The sequence below is a fragment of the Variovorax sp. FW301-JW7 genome (genome assembly GCF_058788795.1).
Genome location: NZ_JBYTBC010000004.1, coordinates 574,735 through 593,831 on the forward strand (window position 1 = coordinate 574,735; position 19,097 = coordinate 593,831).

A 19,097-nucleotide genomic window follows, 5' to 3' on the forward strand; every position below is an offset into this window, starting at 1 on the left:
CGTTCGCAGCCCGGCTTTCGCACACTCGCGTCACTTCCATGCTCCTCATTCCCGCCATTGATCTCAAAGACGGCCACTGCGTTCGCCTCAAGCAGGGCGACATGGACCAATCCACGGTCTTCAGCGAAGACCCCGCCGCCATGGCCCGCAAATGGGTCCAGGCCGGCGCGCGCCGGCTGCACCTGGTCGACCTGAATGGCGCCTTCGCCGGCAAGCCGCAGAACCACGCAGCGATCAAGGCGATCCTGAAGGAAGTCGGCGAGGACATCCCCGTGCAGCTCGGCGGCGGCATCCGCGACCTCGACACCATCGAGCGCTACATCGACGACGGCCTGCGCTACGTGATCATCGGCACCGCCGCGGTCAAGAACCCCGGCTTCCTGAAGGATGCCTGCAGCGCCTTCGGCGGCCACATCATCGTGGGCCTGGACGCCAAGGACGGCAAGGTCGCCACCGACGGCTGGAGCAAGCTCACGGGCCACGAGGTGGCCGACCTGGGCAAGAAGTTCGAGGACTACGGCGTCGAATCGATCATCTACACCGACATCGGCCGCGACGGCATGCTCTCGGGCATCAACATCGACGCCACCGTCAAGCTCGCGCAGGCGCTGACCATCCCCGTGATCGCCTCGGGCGGCCTCTCGAACATGGCCGACATCGACCAGCTCTGCGCGGTCGAGTCCGAGGGCGTCGAGGGCGTGATCTGCGGCCGCGCCATCTACTCGGGCGACCTCGACTTCGCCGCCGCCCAGGCGCGCGCGGACGCGCTGGCCGGCGCCTGACGCCTTTGCCGTAGCGGCGCGTGCTCTCCGCGCTCGCCATCGCCAACTACCGCTCGCTGCGCCAGCTGACGGTGCCGCTGGGCCGCCTCACGGTGGTCACGGGCGCCAACGGCAGCGGCAAGTCGAGCGTGTACCGCGCGATGCGCCTGCTGGCCGACATCGCCAACGGCGGCGTGATCCGCTCGCTGGTGCGCGAGGGCGGGTTGTCTTCCACGCTGTGGGCCGGGCCCGAGCGCTTTTCGGCGGCCATGCTGCGCGGCGAACAGCCGGTGCAGGGCACCACGCGCAGCGAGCCGGTGGCGCTGAAGCTGGGCTTCGCCGGCGCTGAAACCGACGATTTCGGCTACGCCATCGACATCGGCCTGCCGCCGCCGATCCCGTTCTCGGCCTTCTCGCACGACCCGCAGATCAAGCACGAGGCGATCTGGAGCGGCCCGCTGCCGCGTCCTTCCACGCACCTGGTCGACCGCAAGGGCGCCGCGCTGCGCCTGCGCGACGGCAAGGGCTGGCAGGCCGCCGGCCGGCCGATCCCGGCCTTCGCCAGCATGATGACCGAGCACGCCGACCCGCGCGACGCGCCCGAGATGCTCACGCTGCGCGAGCAGATGCGCTCCTGGCGCTTCTACGACCACTTCCGCTCGGACGCCGAGGCGCCCGCGCGCCAGCCACAGCTGGGCACCTACACCCCCGTGCTCGCCAACGACGGCGCCGACCTGGCCGCCGCGCTGCAGACCGTCCGCGAGATCGGCGACGGCGAGGCGCTCGACAGCGCCGTGGACGATGCCTTCCCGGGCGCCCGCATCGAGGTGCAGGCGAACGGCGACCGCTTCGAGACGCTGATGCACCAGCACGGCCTGCTGCGGCCCCTGACGGCCGCCGAACTGTCGGACGGCACCCTGCGCTACCTGCTGTGGATCGCGGCGCTGCTGACGCCCCGGCCGCCCGCGCTGCTGGTGCTCAACGAGCCCGAGACCAGCCTGCACCCCGACCTGCTGCCCGCGCTCGGCCGCCTCATCGCGCAGGCCGCGCGGTCGTCGCAGGTGATCGTGGTGTCGCACGCGGCGCGCCTGATCGCCGCCCTGGACGACAGCGAGGGCCTGCAGCCGGTGGTGCTCGAAAAGCGCTTCGGCGAGACCCGCATCGCGAACCTCGACATGAGCGAGATTCCGCGCTGGGAGTGGCCGACGCGTTGAGATTGATGGCTCTCGGGCTTGTCTAGCCAGCTTTCATGGTCTCAAGGACACATTACGCATCCTGCTCGAAATATGCGAGGAAATGTTTCCGGCGCCGTTAGTGCAGTTAACTGCGACTTCCATCCGTACAATGCCTCTGCGGCAAACGGCCTCGTCCTGCTGAATTTGCAGGGCTATCGTTCTACTGGCTGCCGTATTCCTGTTCACTGATTTTCAAGAATCCGACTGTAAGGTGGAGCTCCCCTGCACGGTTCAAACAGCACGGATCGCGGAACTTTATGACTGCTATTGCAAAGCTTGCAGATATGGCGAGCTACCTTCCGGAAGGCGTTCTCGAGAACGACGCGTTGGAGCGCCTGTATCCAGGGTGGACCGCAGAAAAGATTTACGAGAAAACGGGGATCAGGACTCGTGGTGTCGCTGCTATAGGTGAAACGGCGGGTGACTTGGCATTCGAGGCTGCGAGAAAGCTGTTTGCCCAAGGGCTCATTGGCGCGAGAGATGTGGATTTTCTAATCCTGTGCACTCAGGCACCAGATCACGTACTTCCTACCACGGCTTGCTTATTGCAAGATCGACTGGGTCTTGCAACAAGCATCGGTGCACTCGACGTCAACCTGGGCTGTTCGGGCTTCGTCTATTGTCTTTCTCTGGCAAAAGGTCTGATCGAAACAGGCGCTGCTCGTTGTGTATTGCTGCTGACCGCAGATACCTATTCGAAGTACATCCACCCGCTCGATAAGAGCGTCAGGACGTTATTTGGCGATGCCGCCGTTGCGACTGCGATCGTTGCAACCGATGACAGGGAGTCTTCTATTGGCCCATTCGTTTTTGGAACCGATGGAAGCGGCGGCCAGCATCTGATTGTCGAGGCTGGTGGATTTCGTCAGCCGTCGTCGGCTGAGACCTCGACGGAAACAACTGACACATCGGGCAATGTGCGGTCCAAAGACAACCTCTATATGAACGGTGCGGAGGTGATGTCTTTTTCATTGAGAGAAGTCCCTCGAGCAGCGGATGCATTGCTTGCCAAGGCGAATCTGTCGCGGGAAGCAGTGGATTTCTATGTGCTTCATCAAGCCAATCGCTTCATGCTCGAGGCGTTGCGAAAGAAGATGAAACTACCTCCCGAGAAGATGCCAATTCATGTGGAGGACGTTGGAAACACGGTGTCCTCCACGATTCCTCTTACCTTGCTGGCTATGCGCGAGCAGGGGCTCTTTGTTGGCCGCAAGCGTCTGATGCTGATTGGATTCGGTGTCGGCTATTCGTGGTCCGCGTGTTTTTTGACTCTTTAGGAGATTTTTGGTGAGTGCTTTTTATGATGGTATGGCCGAAATTTTTGAGGTCGAAGTTTCGGCCATCAGCTCGGCTTTCGCTTTGCAGGAAGCCGAAATCGCCTGGGACTCTTTGGCTGTCGTTTCAACCATCGCATTGGTTGACGATTGCTTTGGGGCTTCGCTCAACGGTCAAGCGCTCGCCGAATGCCAGACGGTAGGCGATATCGAGGCCTTGATTACTGCGGCTCAGAAGGCCTGATCTACCGTGCAGTCCCCAATCGGTCGTGAGGCCATCACACACGGAGCTCGGATCGTCGGCATTGTCAGTTGCGTCCCCTCGCGAAGCTTGGGTAACGACGACTTTCACGCTAAGTTCGGGGCGGACGGTGTCGCGGATGTGATCAAGATGATCGGCGTTCAGTCGCGCCGTTGGGTCGAGCCGGGGGAAAGCACCCGGGATCTGTGTCACACCGCAGGCATGGATTTGCTCAAAAAACTCGAGTGGCAACCGGATTCGGTGGATGCCCTCATATTTGTTTCTCAAACACCAGACTACCGCCTTCCAGCGACTGCTTGCGTACTTCAGGCAGACCTCGGCATCAGTGCAGGCTGCATTGCCTTCGATGTCAATCTGGGGTGCTCGGGTTACCCCTATGCGCTATGGCTGGGGATGACCATGATCCAATCGGGCGCGGCGCGGCGTGTGCTCCTGGCTGTCGGGGACACGATCAGCAAGATCATCGATCCGCAAGATCGGGCAACCAGCCTGTTGTTCGGAGATGCAGGTACCGTCACGGCGCTGGAGGCTTCTGACGATGTGGCGGAGGCTCGTTTCATCTTGGGGTCAGATGGGCGCGGAGCAGCGAATCTGATCGTTCCTGCGGGTGCGTACAAGGACTACGTGGCCACCAGCAAAGATCCGCGACTGGCGAACAGAGACCCTCTCTGCCTTTTCATGGATGGCGGGGAAGTCTTCAATTTCACGTTGCGCGCGGTGCCGGCATTGGTAGCACGTACGCGTGAGCTGGCCGAGACAGATGGAGTCGAGCACGATTTCTATCTCTTTCATCAGGCGAACTTGTTCATGCTCAAGCATCTGGTGAAGAAATCCAAGCTTCCAGTCGAGAAAGCACCATTCAATATCGACGAGTTTGGAAACACGAGTTCCGCGTCGATTCCTCTTCTTCTCACCACGCGCTTGCGCAACGAGCTCCTTAACGATTCAAAGAAGATCGCTATGCTCGGATTCGGAGTGGGTTATTCCTGGGCATCTGCATCGATTGATGTGGGGCCTCTTCGAGTCATCGATACCATCGAAAAATGAACGTGTTCGACCATCAATCATTGACCGGCCAGCGTTATCTCGTCACTGGGGCTTCCTCAGGGATCGGGAAGGCGACGGCGGAATTGTTGGCCTCTTGTGGTGCGACCATCGTCGCGGCAGGAAGGGATGTCTCGCGATTGACTTCGGCCGTCGAGGCATTGGCAGGCGGACCTCATGAGATTGGTCAATGTGACTTTCAGGAGGCGGACGGTGTTGCCGCGTGGGTCAAGGAGTTGGTTGATGCGGGAGGCGCGTTTACTGGAGTCTTCCATGCGGCGGGCATTGAGTTCGTCCGGCCGCTGCGCATGACCAAGCAGGCTCATCTCGAGGGCATTCTTCGAGGATCGCTCTTTGCCGCGATGGGGATCGCTCGCGCCGCTTCGCAAAAAGGGGCTATGGTCGATGGTGGATCGATCGTTTTCATGTCTTCTGTTGCGGGAGCGTCGGGTCAAGTCGGCATGAGCGCCTACTCCGCTGCCAAGGCTTCGGTCGATGGACTTGTGCGCTCCGCCGCATGCGAGTTTGCGCCCCGGAAAATTCGGGTCAATTCGTTAGCGGCAGGTGCTGTTCGAACGCCAATGCACGATCGCTTGATGCAGGGAGCAGTAGAGTCCGTGGTGCAAAACTATGAGAGCAGCCACCTCTTGGGGTTTGGCAATCCAGAAGACGTGGCGCAGGCTGCTGTATTTCTTCTCGGGCCAGCCTCACGATGGGTTACAGGTACTACGATGGTTGTTGACGGAGGCTACCTTTGCAAATGAACGCCAAGCGCTTGACTCTCGTGGGAGCAGGTGGTTTCGGTCGTGAACTCGTCAACTGGGTGGAAGATGCGACCCAGGCTGGTAGATTGCCAGCGTTGACTGGCTTCCTGGATCGGGACCCGACTGCGCTTGATGGATTTGCGTATGGGTTGTCTTATCGAGGTACCCCCGATGACTATCGACCCGAAGATGGCGAGCTTCTCGTCATGAGCATCGGTGATCCCGTTGTGAAACTGCGCGTCGCGCATGAGCTCAAGGAGCGGGGCGGCGTGTTTGCAACAGTTGTGCACCCTTCGGCCGTGCTGGCGAGAAGCGCTCTTCTGGGAGAGGGCGTGGTGGTGTGCCCATATGCCCTGATCTCAGCGGACGCTCGAGTCGGCGATTTTGTCGCGATCAACGGATTCAGCAGCGTTGGGCACGATGCCACTGTGGGCGACGGATCGACGTTGAGTGCACATGTGGATTTGACAGGGGGCGTGAGCGTGGGCGAGGCGTGCTTCTTCGGGTCCGGTGCCAAGGCATTGCCAGGTGTGCGAATCGGCGATCGCGCTAGGATCGGCGCGGGTGCAATCGTCATGCGCAATGTTCGAGATGATGTGACGATGTTCGCGGCACCTGCAAAAAAGCTCTGAGATGAACCTCGATCAATCGCTCATCAAGGAGTATTGGCACCTGATATGTCATCGGCAAGAGCTACCGTCGCCGGGGGACTATTTCAAGTTCAGCACCGCAGTTGGCGACATCGTTGTCTTCAATGACGGCGTCGATCTTGTCGCATTCGACAATCATTGTCCGCACCGCGGTGCAATCATGTTCGATGGGGCGCATGGCAATCAACCGGCAACCTGCAAGTACCATGGCTGGACATGGACTGCTGGCCGGATCATCGTTCCTCATGTCGAAGGGTTTGCCGGATGCGATGTCGGGGAGGCTCAGCTACGTCGTTTCAAACTCGAATGGTGCGGTGATTTTGTTTTTGTCGCAATGGAGCCCCGTCTCTCGCTCTATGAGCAGCTTGGCGGTGTAGCAGAGCTACTCGAGAACATTTCATTCAATGTTTCGAGTCTGTTGGATGTCAATCAATATCCATATGAGTGCGGTTGGCAGATTGCGGTTGAAAACGCATTGGAGCCATATCACATCTCCATGGTGCATCCGACAACGCTCGCTTCCTTGGAGCTGGAAGAGGGGCGCAACGAATTTTTTGGTTTGAATTCGGTGTGGTATGCACCTATTGCAAACGCTTCCTTGCATCGTAAGCTGGAGAGATTGAAGAGGTTCTTTTTTATAGATTTCGCATACGACGGGTATATGAGTATTTATTTGTTCCCGTTCGTCATGATCTCTTCGACTTTTGGTTATTCCTACTCAGTGCAGCACTTTTTTCCGGCACAGGATGGAGCGACGTTATTCAGCAGCCGGCTGTTGAGAACGCACTTGGTCGATGAAAAAAGCGAACAGGTGCTTGGTTCTTTTTTTGATTCCACTGCGCAGATGAATCGAAAAGTATTTGAGGAAGATCACGAGATTTGCAGACGCGTACCTAGCCGGACTTGGTCGCCTGCACCGTTGCGGTTTCCCGCCGATAGTGAAGCAAAGATCGATCACTTCAGACTTTCATGTCGCGAGCATCTTGCGCACAAGGTCGCGGAGGCGACCCCAAGCTGTCCCGTCACCTTGGACGCATGAATGACATCGGTGGCGAGGAGTGCCTCTCGGAGGCTCTCGCATCGGACGTGATCGTGCCGCCTATTCCGCCTTCACCGCCATCGTCTGGATGATCGTTTCCAGCTGCGCGCTCATCGGCAGGTTGAGGCTTTCCCCCGAGGGCAGCTTGCGCATGAACCAGCGCTTGTACTGGCGGTGGATCTCGCCGTCTTCCGCCAGCACCTGGAAGGTGTCGATCACCACCTTGTTCAGCTGCGGGTCGCCCTTGCGGTACATGACCGCGTACGGGTCGTAGGAGAGGAAGTCGCCCACCACCTCGTACTGCGCCTTGGCGGCGTCGCGGGCGATCAGGCCGTAGAGCAGCACGTCGTCGGTGGCGAAGGCGTCGGCCTGGCCTTCTTTCACGAGCGCGAACGACTCGGCATGGTCGCGCGCCACCTTCAGCTCGATGTTGAGCTTGAACTTCTGCGACAGGTCGCGCAGCGTCTTCTCGTTGGTGGTGCCGGCCGTCACGGCCACCTTCTTGTCGGCCAGGTCGCGGAACGACTGGATCGGCGCGCCCTTCTTCACCAGCACCTTGGTGCCCGAGACGAACATGGTCGGCGAGAAGGCCACGCGCTTCTGGCGCTCCAGGTTGCTGGTGGTGGAGCCGCACTCCAGGTCGACCTGCCCGCTCACGACTGCGTCGATGCGCGAGTCGGAGGTGACGGGCACCCACTTGATCGTGAGGCTCTTGTTGACCGTGTCCTCGATGGCCGTGACGAGCGCGCGGCACAGCTCGATGGAATAGCCGATCGGTTCCTTGCGCGCATTGAGGTACGAAAAAGGCACCGAGGCCTCTCGGTGGCCGATGGCGATGGTGCCGCTCTCGCGCACCTTGGCCAGCGTGCCGGTAAGGAGCTCCTGCGCCTGCGCGGGGCCGGTCGGCAAGGCGAGGACCACGCCCGCCAGCAGCCATGCGGCGACGGCGGAGGGCAGCGTGATGATGCGCGTCATGGCGTGGCGCCTCACGCGTGCGCCGGGTGGGCGAGGGTGGCGGCGGCTTCCTCGTCGAGCACCTTGGCGTTGGCCTCGGCGTCGCTCTCGGACAGCAGCTCGCCCTCCCACTTGGCGACCACGGCCGTGGCGATGGAGTTGCCCACCGCGTTGGTGGCCGAACGGCCCATGTCCAGGAAGGTGTCCACGCCCAGGATCAGCAGCAGGCCGGCCTCGGGAATGTCGAAGTGGTTCAGCGTGGCGGCGATCACCACCAGCGAGGCGCGCGGCACGCCGGCCATGCCCTTGGAGGTGAGCATCAGGATCAGCAGCATGGTGATCTGCGTGCTGATCGGCATGTGGATGTCGTAGGCCTGCGCGATGAACAGCACGGCGAAGGTGCAGTACATCATCGAGCCGTCGAGGTTGAACGAGTAGCCCATCGGCATCACGAAGCTGGAGATCTTGCGCTTCACGCCGAAACGGTCGAGCGCCTGCAGGATCTTCGGGTAGGCGGCTTCGGAGCTCGCGGTGGCGAACGAGAGCAGGAACGCCTCCTTGATGAGCACCAGCAGCTTGAACACGCGCGGCCCCAGGAACAGCAGGCCGGCCATGATGAGCACGCCCCACAGCACGAACAGGCCCAGGTAGAAGTCGCGCATGAACACGGCGAACTTGATGAGGATGCCGAGGCCATTCACGGCCACGGTGGCAGCCATGGCGGCCAGCACCGCCAGCGGCGCGAGCTTCATGACGTAGCCCGTGATCTTGAGCATGGCGTGCGACAGCTCCTCGATGGCGGCCACCAGCGTCTTGGCCTTGTCGCCGAGCGAGGCCAGCGCCACGCCGAAGAACATCGAGAACACCACGATCTGCAGGATCTCGTTGTTGGCCATCGCCTCCACGAACGACTTGGGCACCGTGTGGCTCACGAAGTCCTTGAAGGTGAACTTGTTGGTCGCCAGGTTGGCCGAGGCGCCGATGTCGGGCAGCGGCAGGCCCAGGTTCTCGCCGGGCTTGAGCAGGTTGGCCATGACCAGGCCGATCACCAGCGAGATCAGCGAGGCCGTGAGGAACCAGCCGATGGCCTTGCCGAACACGCGGCCGACCGACTTGGCGTCGCCCATGTGCGCGATGCCCACCACCAGCGTGGAGAACACCAGCGGGCCGATCAGCATCTTGATCAGGCGCAGGAAGACGTCGGAGACGATGGAGACGTAGTCCGCGATCTCCTTGGCGGCCTTCTTGTCGGGAAAGCTCGTGAAGATCATGTAACCGACGATGATGCCGAGCACCATGGCGATCAGGATCCAGGCGGCCATGGGCAGCTTTTTCTTCATGCGTATCCCCTTTGTCGTGTGAGAGTGGTTCTTTTCGAGTGCACGGGACCGACCCGGCACAGGGTATCCAAGAAAGGCGGATGCACGCAATGGCCCGCTGCCAGGATGCGGCGGCTGCCTACAATTCCTCACATGGATATCCGCTCGATCGAGTTTCGAGGCCAGCCGGCGTTGCACGCCGTGGCGGCCGATGGCAGCACGCTGACGGTGGCGTTGCATGGCGCCCAGGTGCTTTCCTGGGCCCCGGCCCGCGGTGGGGAGCGACTGTATCTGAGTCCGAAGGCCGTTTTTGACGGCCAAACCGCCATCCGCGGCGGCATTCCCCTGTGCTGCCCCCAGTTCAACCAGCGCGGCATGCTCCCCAAGCATGGCTTCATGCGCAATCTGCCTTGGATTCGCGAGGAATCGGGCGCGCCCGACACGCTGCGGCTGGTGCTGCGCGACAACGACGCCACCCGCCGGCTCTGGCCGCATGCCTTCGAGGCCCGGATGGACGCCACGCTCGCCGCCGGCCAGTTGCGCACCGCGCTCACCCTGACCAACACCGGCGACGCGCCCTGGCCGTTCTCGGCCGCGCTGCACACCTACCTGCGCGTGGACGACATCGCCGCCGTGCGCCTCGAAGGCCTGCAGGGCGCCGCCCGCTGGGACGCGGTGCGCGACGTGCGCCAGACCGAAACCGCCGCCGCGCTGCAGTTCGATGCCGAGTTCGACAGCGTCTACACCGCCCCGGCCCAGCCGCTGCGGCTGGTGCAGCCTGGCGGCACGCTCGAAATCACCCAGAGCGAAACCTGCACCGAAACCGTGGTCTGGAACCCCGGTGCCGTGCTCGGTGCGACACTCGCGGACATGCCCGCAGAGGGCTTCCGCCACATGCTGTGCGTCGAGGCGGCCCGCATCGACGAACCCGTCGTGCTGGCTCCCGGTGCCCAATGGCAGGGCTGGCAACAGCTTTGCGTTCTCTGATTTCTCTCTGGTTCACCACCCCATGCTTGCCAAACGCATCATTCCCTGCCTCGACGTCACCGGCGGCCGCGTCGTCAAGGGCGTCAACTTCCTCGAGCTGCGCGATGCCGGTGACCCGGTCGAGATCGCCGCGCGCTACAACGCGCAGGGTGCCGACGAACTCACCTTCCTGGACATCACGGCCACCAGCGACGGCCGCGACCTGATCCTGCCGATCATCGAGGCGGTGGCCTCGCAGGTCTTCATTCCGCTGACCGTGGGCGGCGGCGTGCGCACCGTGGCCGACGTGCGCCGGCTGCTCAATGCGGGCGCCGACAAGACCAGCTTCAACTCGGCCGCCATCGCCGATCCGCAGGTGATCAGCGACGCGGCCCAGAAGTACGGCTCGCAGTGCATCGTGGTCGCCATCGACGCCAAGCGCCGCAGCCCCGAAGACGCCGCCACGCGCGGCGCGGGCTGGGACGTCTACAGCCACGGCGGGCGCAAGAACACCGGCCTGGACGTGGTGCAGTGGGCGACCGAGATGGCGCGCCGCGGCGCGGGCGAGATACTGCTTACCAGCATGGACCGCGACGGCACCAAGAGCGGCTTCGACCTGGCCCTGACGCGCGCCGTGAGCGACGCGGTCAACGTGCCCGTGATCGCCTCGGGCGGCGTCGGCAGCCTCGACGACCTGGCCGACGGCATTCAGAAGGGCGGCGCCGACGCGGTGCTGGCCGCGAGCATCTTCCACTACGGCGAGCACACCGTGGGCGAGGCCAAGGCGCGCATGGCCGAGCGCGGGATTCCCGTGCGCATCGACGCCTGAGCGGGACCGGAAGGGTCTTTTCCCATCCTCGACAATATCCCCATGAATTGGCTTGATGAAGTGAAATGGGACGCGAACGGGTTGGTGCCCGTGATCGCCCAGGAACAAGGCACGAACGACGTGCTCATGTTCGCGTGGATGAACCGCGAGGCGCTCGAAAAGACCGCCGAGCTGGGCCGCGCGGTGTATTTCAGCCGCTCGCGCAGCAAGCTGTGGTTCAAGGGCGAGGAGTCGGGTCACGTGCAGACCGTGCACGAAATCCGCCTGGACTGCGACAACGACGTGGTGCTGCTCAAGGTGACCCAGCTCGGCCACGAGCCCGGCATCGCCTGCCACACCGGCCGCCACAGCTGCTTCTTCAGCAAGTACGAGAAGGGCCAGTGGACCGTGGTCGAGCCGGTCTTGAAAGACCCTGAGTCAATCTACAAATGACCGCCATAGTGAACGACGCCAACAACACCTCCGACGCGCTCGCCCGCTTGGCCGCGGTGCTCGAAAGCCGTCTGCCCGCGAATGGCGGTGACCCCGAAAAGAGCTACGTCGCCCGGCTGCTGCACAAGGGCCCCGACGCCTTCCTCAAGAAGATCGGCGAGGAAGCCACCGAGGTCGTGATGGCCGCCAAGGACGCCGACCACGGCGGCGACCGCTCGAAAATAGTGAACGAAGTGGCCGACCTGTGGTTCCACACCATGGTGGCGCTGGCCCACTACGGTTTCTCGCCAGCCGACGTCGTCGCGGAGCTCGAGCGCCGCGAAGGCACCAGCGGCATCGAGGAAAAAGCCCTGCGCAAGGTGCAGGCCCGCGAAGCTTCCAACGACTGACTGATCGATTGAAAGGGCATCGACCATGGCCAATGACATCGTGAACGTGGAACCCGACGACTCCCTCAAGACCTGGGGCTGGGTCAGCTACGTGCTGCACCTGATCGTGGCCATCGGCGCGGTCGTGCCGGGCGCGCAGGCCTCCGTGCTGCTGCTGCTCATCGCCCTGCTGATCGATTTCGTGAAGCGCGACGACGCGGCCGGTACCTGGCAGGCCTCGCACTTCAGCTGGCGCATCCGCTCGGTGCTGTGGGCCGGCCTGCTGTACATCGTCACCTCGTGGCTCTGGCTGCTGCTGTTCGTGCCGGGCTGGATCGCCTGGAGCCTGATTTCGCTGTGGTTCCTCTACCGGATCGTGAAAGGCATGATCCGCATGAACGACAGCCGTCCCATGGAACCCAAAGATGTCATCTGATCCGAACTGCGTCTTCTGCAAAATCATCGAAGGCAAGATCCCCTCGCGCAAGGTCTACGAAGACGACGACCTGTTCGGTTTCCATGACATCGCCCCCTGGGCGCCCGTGCATTTCATGCTGGTGCCCAAGAAGCACATCGCCTCGATGGCACAGCTCACGCCCGAGGATTCGGCGCTCATGGGCAAGATCATGACCTTGGCCCCCCAGCTGGCGCTGGAGCAGGGTTGCCGGCCTTATCCGGACGGCGGCTACCGGGTCGTCGTGAACACCGGCGCCGAAGGCGGGCAGGAGGTTCACCATCTCCATGTGCACGTCATGGGCGGCCCCCGGCCTTGGCTTCGCGGCTGATCAGGGTTAAGCCAAACTGTCACATTCCCCCCGACTAAAATCGGACACATTCTTAGGAGTTCTCCATGGGTTCTTTTTCCATCTGGCACTGGCTGATCGTGCTGCTCGTCGTGGTCATGATCTTCGGCACCAAGAAGCTGCGGAACATGGGTTCGGATCTCGGTGGCGCCGTCAAGGGCTTCAAGGACGGCATGAAGGACGGCTCGGCCTCCCCCGATGCCTCCACCACGTCGGCCCCCACGCAGCAAGTGACCGGCCAGCCGGCCAACAGCGACAAGTCGACGATCGACGTCGAAGCGCGCCAGAAGTCCTGAGCACCGCAGGCACACATCCGTGATCGACCTCGGCATTGAGAAGCTGGCGCTCATCGGCGTCGTGGCGCTGATCGTGATCGGGCCGGAGAAGCTGCCGCGCGTTGCACGCACGGTGGGCGCCCTGCTCGGCAAGGCACAGCGCTACGTGAACGACGTCAAGGCCGAAGTCAACCGTTCGATGGAGCTCGACGAGCTCCGCAAGATGAAGACCACGGTCGAGGACGCGGCGCGCGACGTGGAGCACAGCATCCACACCGGCGCCAGCGAGTTCGAGAAGCAGTTTTCCGGCGCGTCCGGCGACACCCTGTCGGCGCTGGCCGAGCCCGAGCAGGCGGTGCCCGAATACAGGCATCCCCGCAAGAACTGGCGCCTGAAGCAGGGCGCCACGCCGAACTGGTACAAGGCGCGCAACGGCGTGCGTACCAAGGCGCTGTCGGGCGCGGCGCGGGTCGCCCGCTTCCGCCCCCACAAGATCAACTGACGCACGCGCACGCCCCGCGGCGTTCCCGGGCGCTCCGTGCGCCTGTGTCTTCTCCCACGCTTTTTCCTCTCCCATGGCCGATTCCGACAACAAGAACAAAGAAGAAGACGAGCTGGCGGGCACCGAGCAGCCGTTCGTGCAGCACCTGGTCGAGCTTCGGGACCGGCTGCTGTACTGCGTCTACGGCCTGGTGGTCGCGGGCATCCTGCTGGCGATCTGGCCCGGCCCGGGCGGGCTCATGGACATCATCGCCATGCCGATCCGCGCGCACATGCCGCCGGACGCCAAGCTGATCGCCATCGGCGTGTTCTCGCCGTTCTTCGTGCCGCTCAAGGTGCTGATGATGGCGGCCGTGCTGCTGGCGCTGCCCTGGCTCATGTACCAGGCCTGGATGTTCGTCGCGCCGGGCCTGTACAGCCACGAAAAGCGCTTTGCGCTGCCGCTGATCTTCTTCGGCAGCGCGCTGGCCTACGGCGGCATCGCCTTCGTGCAGCTGTTCGTGCTGGACAAGATGTTCGGCTTCATCCAGAAGTTCACGCCCGCGGCGGTGGCGGCCACGCCCGACATCTCGTCCTACGTCGAGGCCATCCTGTCGCTGTACATCGCCTTCGGCGTGGCCTTCCAGGTGCCGATCGTGGTGATGCTGCTGGTGCGCTTCGAGATGGTCACCATCGAGAAGCTGCGCTCGTTCCGCGGCTACTTCATCGTGATCGCCTTCGTGGTGGCCGCGGTGCTCACGCCGCCCGACGTGGTGTCGCAGCTCGCGCTGGCGGTGCCGATGTGCCTGCTGTACGAGGTGGGCATCATCGGGGCGCGTTATTTCGCGGGGGCCGGCAAAGCGCCCGAGGGTGAGGAAGAGAGCGCAGGGTCGGGGTCTTCCGGCAGTTCCTGATCCCCCGGATCGATCGGCTCCGCCCCGGCGGCTTGCCCAAAAAGAAAGCGGCCCTCGGGCCGCTTTCTTTTTGCCTTCCGCGGCCTCGGCCGCGTCTTGCGTTGCTTCGCCTATTCGTTGTTGGGCAACTGCTGCCGGATCGGGCTCTTCGGCCGCAGCCCCGGCGTCACGTCCAGTTCCATCTTGTCGGTGCCGCGTTGCAGCGCGAAGCGAGAGGTGTCGCCAGGCTTCAGGCCGGCCACGGCGGTCAGCAGGGCCTGCACGCTGTCGGTCTTCTTCTCGCCCACCGAGGTGATCACGTCGCCCGGGCGGATGCCGGCCTTGGCGGCGGGGCCGTTCTGCAGCACGCCGGTGATGATCACGCCCGCGTCGGCCTTCACGCCGAAGGTCTCGGCCAGTTCGGGCGACAGGTCGCTCGGCTCGACGCCGATCCAGCCGCGGCGCACCTGGCCTTCCTTCACGATGCCCTCGAGCACGATCTTGGCCATCGACACCGGGATGGCGAAGCCGATGCCCATGCTGCCGCCCGAACGCGAGTAGATGGCGGTGTTGATGCCCTGCAGGTTGCCGTTGACGTCGATCAGCGCGCCGCCCGAGTTGCCGGGGTTGATGGCCGCATCGGTCTGGATGAAGTTCTCGAACTGGTTGATGCCCAGCTGGTTGCGGCCCAGCGCCGAGACGATGCCGCTGGTCACTGTCTGGCCGACGCCGAAGGGGTTGCCGATGGCCAGCACCTGGTCGCCCACCAGCAGCTCGTCGGAGTTGCCCAGCACGATCACCGGGAGCTTGTCGAGCTCGATCTTGAGCACGGCCAGGTCGGTGTCGGGGTCGGTGCCGATCACCTTGCCGCGCGCGTGGCGGCTGTCGTTCAGGGTGACCTCGATTTCGTCGGCGCCTTCGACCACGTGGTTGTTGGTGAGGATGTAGCCGTCGGGGCTCACGATGACGCCGCTGCCCAGGCCCACCTGGGGCTGGTCGGCCTGGTCGCCGAAGAAGAAGCGGAACCACGGGTCGTCGCTGCGCGGGTGTCGCTGCGCGGCCTTGCTGGTGTTGATGCTCACGACCGCCGGCGAGGCCTTCTTGGCCGCCGCGCTCAGGCTGCCCGCGGCGGGCACGGCCGGCGCGCCGCTGGGCGCTTCCACGATGGACACCACGCCGCCCAGCGAGGTCGAGCGCTTGTGGATCCACTCGGGCTTGAGCGTCGCGACGACGAAGTAGGCCGCCAGCAGGACGGTCACGGCTTGGGCAAAGAGCAGCCAGGTGCGTTTCATGAAAGCTTGAAGAAAGAGCGTTGGAAAAGCGCTGAAAGAGGGCGCCGGTTGCAATTGTCCCTCAACCGGCCTGGTGCCATAGACCGCGCGGCAGGATCGAGATTGCGCGGCCTGCGGGGCGTGAATACGGGCTAACCCTTAGTATCGGCAGGCGATCCGACCCGGATCGCCCCCTCAGGCCTTCCGCGCCGCCTACCCGGCGGACGCGGCCAGGCGATCCTTTCGTCGGCGTGCCACGCTCTGCCCCTATCCGGTTCAAGGCAGGCGAGCGGCCACGATACCCCTGCCTGCCATGACCTCAGAAGCTACCTACACGGACGGCGCCACGCCCGCTCCGGCGCGCACGCTCGATGCGCGCGACTACAAGACCCTGGCCCTGTCCGCACTCGGCGGCACGCTCGAGTTCTACGATTTCGTCATCTACGTCTTCTTCGCGACCGTGCTGGGCGCGCTGTTCTTCCCCGTCGACATGCCCGACTGGCTGCGCCAGCTGCAGACCTTCGGCATCTTCGCGGCGGGCTACCTCGCGCGGCCCGTGGGCGGCATCGTCATCGCGCACTTCGGCGACCTGCTGGGGCGCAAGCGCATGTTCACGCTGTCGATCTTCCTAATGGCGGCGCCCACGCTGGTGATCGGCCTCTTGCCCACCTACGCGAGCATCGGCGTCGCGGCGCCCCTGCTGCTGCTGGCCATGCGCGTGCTGCAGGGCGCGGCCATCGGCGGCGAAATGCCCGGCGCCTGGGTGTTCGTGGGCGAGCACGTGCCGGCCAAGCGCTACGGCTTCGGCATCGGCACGCTGACCTCGGGCATCACCGGCGGCATCCTGCTGGGCTCGCTGGTGGCCGTGGCCATCAACCGCTACTACGGGCCCGTGCAGGTGCACGACTTCGCCTGGCGCATTCCCTTCATCCTGGGCGGCGTGTTCGGGCTGTTCTCGGTCTACCTGCGCCGCTTCCTGCACGAGACGCCGGTCTTCAAGGAACTGGCTGGCCGCAAGACGGTCGCCCGCGAACTGCCGCTGCGCACCGTGCTGCGCGAGCACCGCTTGGCGAGCGTGTACGTGGGGCTGCAGACCTGGGTGCTGTCGGCCGCGATCGTCGTCGTGGTGCTGTACACGCCCACCTACCTGCAGAAGGTGCACCACATTCCGGCGGCGCTGGCGCTCGAAGCCAACGCGCTCGCCACGCTGACCCTGACCATCGGCTGCGTGATCGTCGGCTGGGCCAGCGACCGCATCGGCACGCGCGCCGTGATGCTCATCGGCTGGGGCGGCCTCTTTGCCACTGCCTACCTGTTCTACACCGGGCTGCCCGGCACGCCGGCCACGCTGTTCTGGCACTACGGGCTGGTGGGCCTCTTCGTGGGCACCATCGCCACGGTGCCGATCGCGGGGGTGCGCGCCTTTCCGGCGCCGGTGCGCTTCACGGGGCTTTCGTTCGCCTACAACATGTCTTATGCCGTCTTCGGCGGCCTGACGCCGGTGATCCTCACGCTCTGGCTGCAGCACGACACCATGGCGCCGGCGCACTACGTCGCCGCACTGGCGGCGCTGGGCTTCCTGCTGGCCCTGTGGCCCCTGGCCGCACGCGGCCACCCGGTGCGCGGTAGTGCAGCGGGCGTTGGGAGCGCGACAATGTCGCGATGAGCACCACACGCCACGAACTGCTTCACGCATTCGACCTGCTGCTGGCCCCCGGGCGCTTCAAGGACTACGGACCCAACGGCTTGCAGGTCGAAGGGCGCACCGTGGTCCGCAAGATCGTCTCGGGCGTGACCGCCAGCCGCGCGCTGATCGAGGCCGCGATCCACGCCGAGGCCGATGCCATCTTCGTCCACCACGGCCTGTTCTGGCGCGGCCAGGACGGCTGCGTCACCGGCTGGATGAAGCAGCGCCTGGGCCTGCTGCTGGGCGACGACGTCAACCTGTTCGCCTACCACCTGCCGCTCGACGCGCACCCCGAACTGGGCAACAACGCGCAGCTCGGCCTGCAGCTGGGGCTCGTGGCGCACCCGGGATCGGCCGGGCGTTTCGGCGAGCAGGAGCTGGGCTTCCTGGGCGCGCGCGAGAACGGCGAGAACTTCGCCAGCGCCAAGGCCCTGGCGACCCATGTCGAGAAGGTGCTGAAGCGCCCCGTCACGCTGGTCGACACGGCCCACCGCCCGATCAAGAACGTCGCCTGGTGCACGGGCGGCGCCCAGGGCTACTTCGAGGCCGCCATTGCGGCCGGCGCCGATGCCTTCATCACCGGCGAGATTTCCGAGCCGCAGGCGCACTACGCCCGCGAGCTGGGCGTGGCCTTCCTGGCCTGCGGGCACCACGCCACCGAGCGCTACGGCGCGCAGGCCGTGGCCGCCCACGTGGCGGCGCAGCTCGGGCTGAAGCACGAGTTCATCGACATCGACAACCCCGCATGAAGGCGCCGATCGCGATCACGCTCGGTGACCCGGCAGGCATCGGCCCCGAGATCATTGCCAAGGCCTTCCGTGACGCGCCCGATGCGGTGCACGGTGCGTTCGTGGCTGGCGACGTCGGCACGCTGCGAAATGCCTCGCAGGCGCTCGCGGCGCCGGGGCGGCTGGGCTGGCCTGTCGTGGAGATCGCCAGCGTCGCTGAAGCGGCTGCCGTGCCGCCGGGGTGCATCCCGGTGCTGCAGGTGATTGCGCCGCCGAAGGGCATCGTGCAGGGCCGCATCAGCGCCGAGGCCGGGCGTGCCGCTGGCGACTGCGTGGTGTGGGCCGCGCGCGCCGCGTTGCGCGGCGAGATCTCGGCCCTTGTCACCGCACCGCTGCACAAGGAAGCGCTGGCCGCGGCCGGCTTTCCGTACCCCGGCCACACCGAGCTGCTGCAGGCCGAGGCCGCCGCCCACCTGGGCCGCACCGTGGCCGATGTGCCCGTGCGCATGATGCTGGCCAACGACGAACTGCGCACCGTGCTCGTGAGCATCCACATGTCGCTGCGCGACGCCATCGAGGCCGTGCGCTTCGACGGCGTGCTGGACACGCTGCGCATTACCCATCGCGCGCTGACCCATGCGCTCGGCCGGCCGCCGCGCATCGGCGTGGCCGGGCTCAACCCGCACGCGGGCGAGGGCGGCCTGTTCGGTTCGGAAGAGCGCACCGTCATCGCGCCGGCCATCGAGGCCGCACGCGCCGAGGGCATCGACGCCCACGGGCCCCATGCGCCCGACACCGTCTTCATGCGCGCGCGCGCCAAGGCCGGCGTGCCGTCCAGCGGCGAGTTCGACGTGGTGATCGCGATGTACCACGACCAGGGTCTGATCCCGGTCAAGTACCTCGGGGTGGAGAAGGGCGTGAACGTGACGCTCGGGCTGCCGCTGGTGCGCACCAGCCCGGATCACGGCACGGCGTTCGACATTGCGGGCCAGGGCGTGGCCGATGCCTCGAGCCTCGTCGAGGCGCTGCGCATGGCGCGAACGCTGGCCGGCGCCTGAGCGCG

Annotated in this window: 23 protein-coding genes; 20 read left to right on the plus strand and 3 right to left on the minus strand. The window is 64.5% G+C overall.

What is annotated here, in order from left to right; translation table 11 throughout:
- The first annotated feature begins 38 nt into the window (after nucleotides 1-38).
- The 8 genes from hisA to AC3WQM_RS14525 all read left to right on the plus strand — a co-directional run bounded on the left by hisA (nucleotide 39) and on the right by AC3WQM_RS14525 (nucleotide 7,029).
- Nucleotides 39-782: a 1-(5-phosphoribosyl)-5-[(5-phosphoribosylamino)methylideneamino]imidazole-4-carboxamide isomerase gene (gene hisA, locus AC3WQM_RS14490; protein WP_489058963.1), complete on the plus strand. Its 744-nt coding sequence runs from the start codon at nucleotides 39-41 to the stop codon at nucleotides 780-782.
- 20 nt (nucleotides 783-802) lie between these two features.
- A complete protein-coding gene (locus tag AC3WQM_RS14495; protein WP_492679587.1) occupies nucleotides 803-1,975 on the plus strand; it encodes an AAA family ATPase in 1,173 nt (390 codons plus the stop codon).
- A 278-nt stretch (nucleotides 1,976-2,253) separates the two neighbouring features.
- Nucleotides 2,254-3,273, plus strand: a complete 1,020-nt coding sequence (locus AC3WQM_RS14500; RefSeq protein WP_492679589.1) for a ketoacyl-ACP synthase III — start codon at nucleotides 2,254-2,256, stop codon at nucleotides 3,271-3,273.
- Between the two features lie 10 nt (nucleotides 3,274-3,283).
- Complete coding sequence (locus AC3WQM_RS14505) at nucleotides 3,284-3,514, plus strand: acyl carrier protein (protein WP_492679591.1); 231 nt, start codon at nucleotides 3,284-3,286, stop codon at nucleotides 3,512-3,514.
- Between the two features lie 6 nt (nucleotides 3,515-3,520).
- Nucleotides 3,521-4,579 carry a ketoacyl-ACP synthase III gene (locus AC3WQM_RS14510; RefSeq protein ID WP_492679593.1) on the plus strand — a complete coding sequence of 353 codons (1,059 nt, stop codon included), beginning with the start codon at nucleotides 3,521-3,523 and terminating at the stop codon, nucleotides 4,577-4,579.
- Nucleotides 4,576-5,340, plus strand: coding sequence for an SDR family NAD(P)-dependent oxidoreductase (locus AC3WQM_RS14515; protein ID WP_492679595.1), 765 nt, complete (start codon nucleotides 4,576-4,578; stop codon nucleotides 5,338-5,340). The genes AC3WQM_RS14510 and AC3WQM_RS14515 overlap by 4 nt, the downstream gene beginning before the upstream one ends.
- Nucleotides 5,337-5,972: an acetyltransferase gene (locus tag AC3WQM_RS14520; protein WP_492679597.1), complete on the plus strand. Its 636-nt coding sequence runs from the start codon at nucleotides 5,337-5,339 to the stop codon at nucleotides 5,970-5,972. Before AC3WQM_RS14515 ends, AC3WQM_RS14520 begins: the two co-directional genes overlap by 4 nt.
- Before the next feature lies 1 nt (nucleotide 5,973).
- Nucleotides 5,974-7,029 (plus strand): aromatic ring-hydroxylating oxygenase subunit alpha, encoded by a 1,056-nt coding sequence (locus tag AC3WQM_RS14525; RefSeq protein ID WP_492679599.1) that lies wholly within the window; start codon nucleotides 5,974-5,976, stop codon nucleotides 7,027-7,029.
- A 60-nt stretch (nucleotides 7,030-7,089) separates the two neighbouring features.
- Here the strand turns inward: AC3WQM_RS14525 and AC3WQM_RS14530 are convergent, their stop codons facing one another.
- Together AC3WQM_RS14530 and AC3WQM_RS14535 are read right to left on the minus strand one after the other, a co-directional pair.
- Nucleotides 7,090-8,004, minus strand: a complete 915-nt coding sequence (locus AC3WQM_RS14530) for an amino acid ABC transporter substrate-binding protein (protein WP_492679601.1) — start codon at nucleotides 8,002-8,004, stop codon at nucleotides 7,090-7,092.
- An 11-nt stretch (nucleotides 8,005-8,015) separates the two neighbouring features.
- Nucleotides 8,016-9,323, minus strand: coding sequence for a dicarboxylate/amino acid:cation symporter (locus AC3WQM_RS14535; RefSeq protein WP_062471672.1), 1,308 nt, complete (start codon nucleotides 9,321-9,323; stop codon nucleotides 8,016-8,018).
- Between the two features lie 132 nt (nucleotides 9,324-9,455).
- Between AC3WQM_RS14535 and AC3WQM_RS14540 the strand changes: the two genes are divergently transcribed.
- The 9 genes from AC3WQM_RS14540 to tatC all read left to right on the plus strand — a co-directional run bounded on the left by AC3WQM_RS14540 (nucleotide 9,456) and on the right by tatC (nucleotide 14,369).
- On the plus strand, nucleotides 9,456-10,289 hold the full coding sequence (locus AC3WQM_RS14540) for a D-hexose-6-phosphate mutarotase (protein ID WP_492679603.1): 834 nt from the start codon (nucleotides 9,456-9,458) through the stop codon (nucleotides 10,287-10,289).
- 22 nt (nucleotides 10,290-10,311) lie between these two features.
- Entirely contained in the window at nucleotides 10,312-11,097 is a 786-nt protein-coding gene (gene hisF / locus AC3WQM_RS14545) for an imidazole glycerol phosphate synthase subunit HisF (protein ID WP_095743770.1), read from the plus strand.
- A gap of 42 nt (nucleotides 11,098-11,139) precedes the next feature.
- Nucleotides 11,140-11,529 (plus strand): phosphoribosyl-AMP cyclohydrolase, encoded by a 390-nt coding sequence (hisI, locus tag AC3WQM_RS14550; protein ID WP_095743771.1) that lies wholly within the window; start codon nucleotides 11,140-11,142, stop codon nucleotides 11,527-11,529.
- Nucleotides 11,526-11,918, plus strand: a complete 393-nt coding sequence (locus tag AC3WQM_RS14555) for a phosphoribosyl-ATP diphosphatase (protein ID WP_492679605.1) — start codon at nucleotides 11,526-11,528, stop codon at nucleotides 11,916-11,918. The genes hisI and AC3WQM_RS14555 overlap by 4 nt, the downstream gene beginning before the upstream one ends.
- A 25-nt stretch (nucleotides 11,919-11,943) precedes the next feature.
- Nucleotides 11,944-12,333, plus strand: coding sequence for a DUF4870 family protein (locus AC3WQM_RS14560; RefSeq protein WP_099795316.1), 390 nt, complete (start codon nucleotides 11,944-11,946; stop codon nucleotides 12,331-12,333).
- A complete protein-coding gene (locus AC3WQM_RS14565) occupies nucleotides 12,323-12,682 on the plus strand; it encodes a histidine triad nucleotide-binding protein (protein WP_062471658.1) in 360 nt (119 codons plus the stop codon). Before AC3WQM_RS14560 ends, AC3WQM_RS14565 begins: the two co-directional genes overlap by 11 nt.
- 65 nt (nucleotides 12,683-12,747) lie before the next feature.
- Nucleotides 12,748-12,996, plus strand: coding sequence for a Sec-independent protein translocase subunit TatA (tatA, locus tag AC3WQM_RS14570; protein WP_062471655.1), 249 nt, complete (start codon nucleotides 12,748-12,750; stop codon nucleotides 12,994-12,996).
- 19 nt (nucleotides 12,997-13,015) lie between these two features.
- Nucleotides 13,016-13,477, plus strand: a complete 462-nt coding sequence (tatB, locus tag AC3WQM_RS14575; protein ID WP_062471652.1) for a Sec-independent protein translocase protein TatB — start codon at nucleotides 13,016-13,018, stop codon at nucleotides 13,475-13,477.
- Nucleotides 13,478-13,550: 73 nt separating this feature from the next.
- Nucleotides 13,551-14,369, plus strand: a complete 819-nt coding sequence (gene tatC / locus AC3WQM_RS14580; RefSeq protein ID WP_492679607.1) for a twin-arginine translocase subunit TatC — start codon at nucleotides 13,551-13,553, stop codon at nucleotides 14,367-14,369.
- 110 nt (nucleotides 14,370-14,479) lie between these two features.
- Here tatC and AC3WQM_RS14585 read toward each other — a convergent pair whose 3' ends face one another.
- Entirely contained in the window at nucleotides 14,480-15,640 is a 1,161-nt protein-coding gene (locus tag AC3WQM_RS14585; protein WP_492679609.1) for a S1C family serine protease, read from the minus strand.
- 292 nt (nucleotides 15,641-15,932) lie between these two features.
- On the opposite strand from AC3WQM_RS14585, the gene AC3WQM_RS14590 reads away from it, so the two are divergent.
- The 3 genes from AC3WQM_RS14590 to pdxA are packed head-to-tail and all read left to right on the plus strand — an operon-like array spanning nucleotide 15,933 to nucleotide 19,092.
- Entirely contained in the window at nucleotides 15,933-17,285 is a 1,353-nt protein-coding gene (locus AC3WQM_RS14590; protein ID WP_492679611.1) for an MFS transporter, read from the plus strand.
- Entirely contained in the window at nucleotides 17,282-18,055 is a 774-nt protein-coding gene (locus tag AC3WQM_RS14595; protein WP_070059915.1) for a Nif3-like dinuclear metal center hexameric protein, read from the plus strand. Before AC3WQM_RS14590 ends, AC3WQM_RS14595 begins: the two co-directional genes overlap by 4 nt.
- Nucleotides 18,052-19,092 carry a 4-hydroxythreonine-4-phosphate dehydrogenase PdxA gene (gene pdxA, locus AC3WQM_RS14600; RefSeq protein WP_492679613.1) on the plus strand — a complete coding sequence of 347 codons (1,041 nt, stop codon included), beginning with the start codon at nucleotides 18,052-18,054 and terminating at the stop codon, nucleotides 19,090-19,092. Before AC3WQM_RS14595 ends, pdxA begins: the two co-directional genes overlap by 4 nt.
- The last annotated feature ends 5 nt before the right edge of the window (nucleotides 19,093-19,097 follow it).

Bases quoted from the DNA above. Each gene is read 5' to 3' on its own strand.
- tatA (WP_062471655.1), top strand. From the start codon at position 12,748: ATGGGTTCTTTTTCCATCTGGCACTGGCTGATCGTGCTGCTCGTCGTG.
- hisI (WP_095743771.1), top strand. From the start codon at position 11,140: ATGAATTGGCTTGATGAAGTGAAATGGGACGCGAACGGGTTGGTGCCC.
- AC3WQM_RS14515 (WP_492679595.1), top strand. From the start codon at position 4,576: ATGAACGTGTTCGACCATCAATCATTGACCGGCCAGCGTTATCTCGTC.
- hisF (WP_095743770.1), top strand. From the start codon at position 10,312: ATGCTTGCCAAACGCATCATTCCCTGCCTCGACGTCACCGGCGGCCGC.
- hisA (WP_489058963.1), top strand. From the start codon at position 39: ATGCTCCTCATTCCCGCCATTGATCTCAAAGACGGCCACTGCGTTCGC.
- AC3WQM_RS14590 (WP_492679611.1), top strand. From the start codon at position 15,933: ATGACCTCAGAAGCTACCTACACGGACGGCGCCACGCCCGCTCCGGCG.
- AC3WQM_RS14525 (WP_492679599.1), top strand. From the start codon at position 5,974: ATGAACCTCGATCAATCGCTCATCAAGGAGTATTGGCACCTGATATGT.
- tatC (WP_492679607.1), top strand. From the start codon at position 13,551: ATGGCCGATTCCGACAACAAGAACAAAGAAGAAGACGAGCTGGCGGGC.
- AC3WQM_RS14535 (WP_062471672.1), bottom strand. From the start codon at position 9,323: ATGAAGAAAAAGCTGCCCATGGCCGCCTGGATCCTGATCGCCATGGTG.
- AC3WQM_RS14585 (WP_492679609.1), bottom strand. From the start codon at position 15,640: ATGAAACGCACCTGGCTGCTCTTTGCCCAAGCCGTGACCGTCCTGCTG.
- AC3WQM_RS14560 (WP_099795316.1), top strand. From the start codon at position 11,944: ATGGCCAATGACATCGTGAACGTGGAACCCGACGACTCCCTCAAGACC.
- AC3WQM_RS14500 (WP_492679589.1), top strand. From the start codon at position 2,254: ATGACTGCTATTGCAAAGCTTGCAGATATGGCGAGCTACCTTCCGGAA.
- AC3WQM_RS14595 (WP_070059915.1), top strand. From the start codon at position 17,282: ATGAGCACCACACGCCACGAACTGCTTCACGCATTCGACCTGCTGCTG.
- pdxA (WP_492679613.1), top strand. From the start codon at position 18,052: ATGAAGGCGCCGATCGCGATCACGCTCGGTGACCCGGCAGGCATCGGC.
- AC3WQM_RS14540 (WP_492679603.1), top strand. From the start codon at position 9,456: ATGGATATCCGCTCGATCGAGTTTCGAGGCCAGCCGGCGTTGCACGCC.
- AC3WQM_RS14530 (WP_492679601.1), bottom strand. From the start codon at position 8,004: ATGACGCGCATCATCACGCTGCCCTCCGCCGTCGCCGCATGGCTGCTG.
- AC3WQM_RS14555 (WP_492679605.1), top strand. From the start codon at position 11,526: ATGACCGCCATAGTGAACGACGCCAACAACACCTCCGACGCGCTCGCC.
- AC3WQM_RS14565 (WP_062471658.1), top strand. From the start codon at position 12,323: ATGTCATCTGATCCGAACTGCGTCTTCTGCAAAATCATCGAAGGCAAG.
- AC3WQM_RS14520 (WP_492679597.1), top strand. From the start codon at position 5,337: ATGAACGCCAAGCGCTTGACTCTCGTGGGAGCAGGTGGTTTCGGTCGT.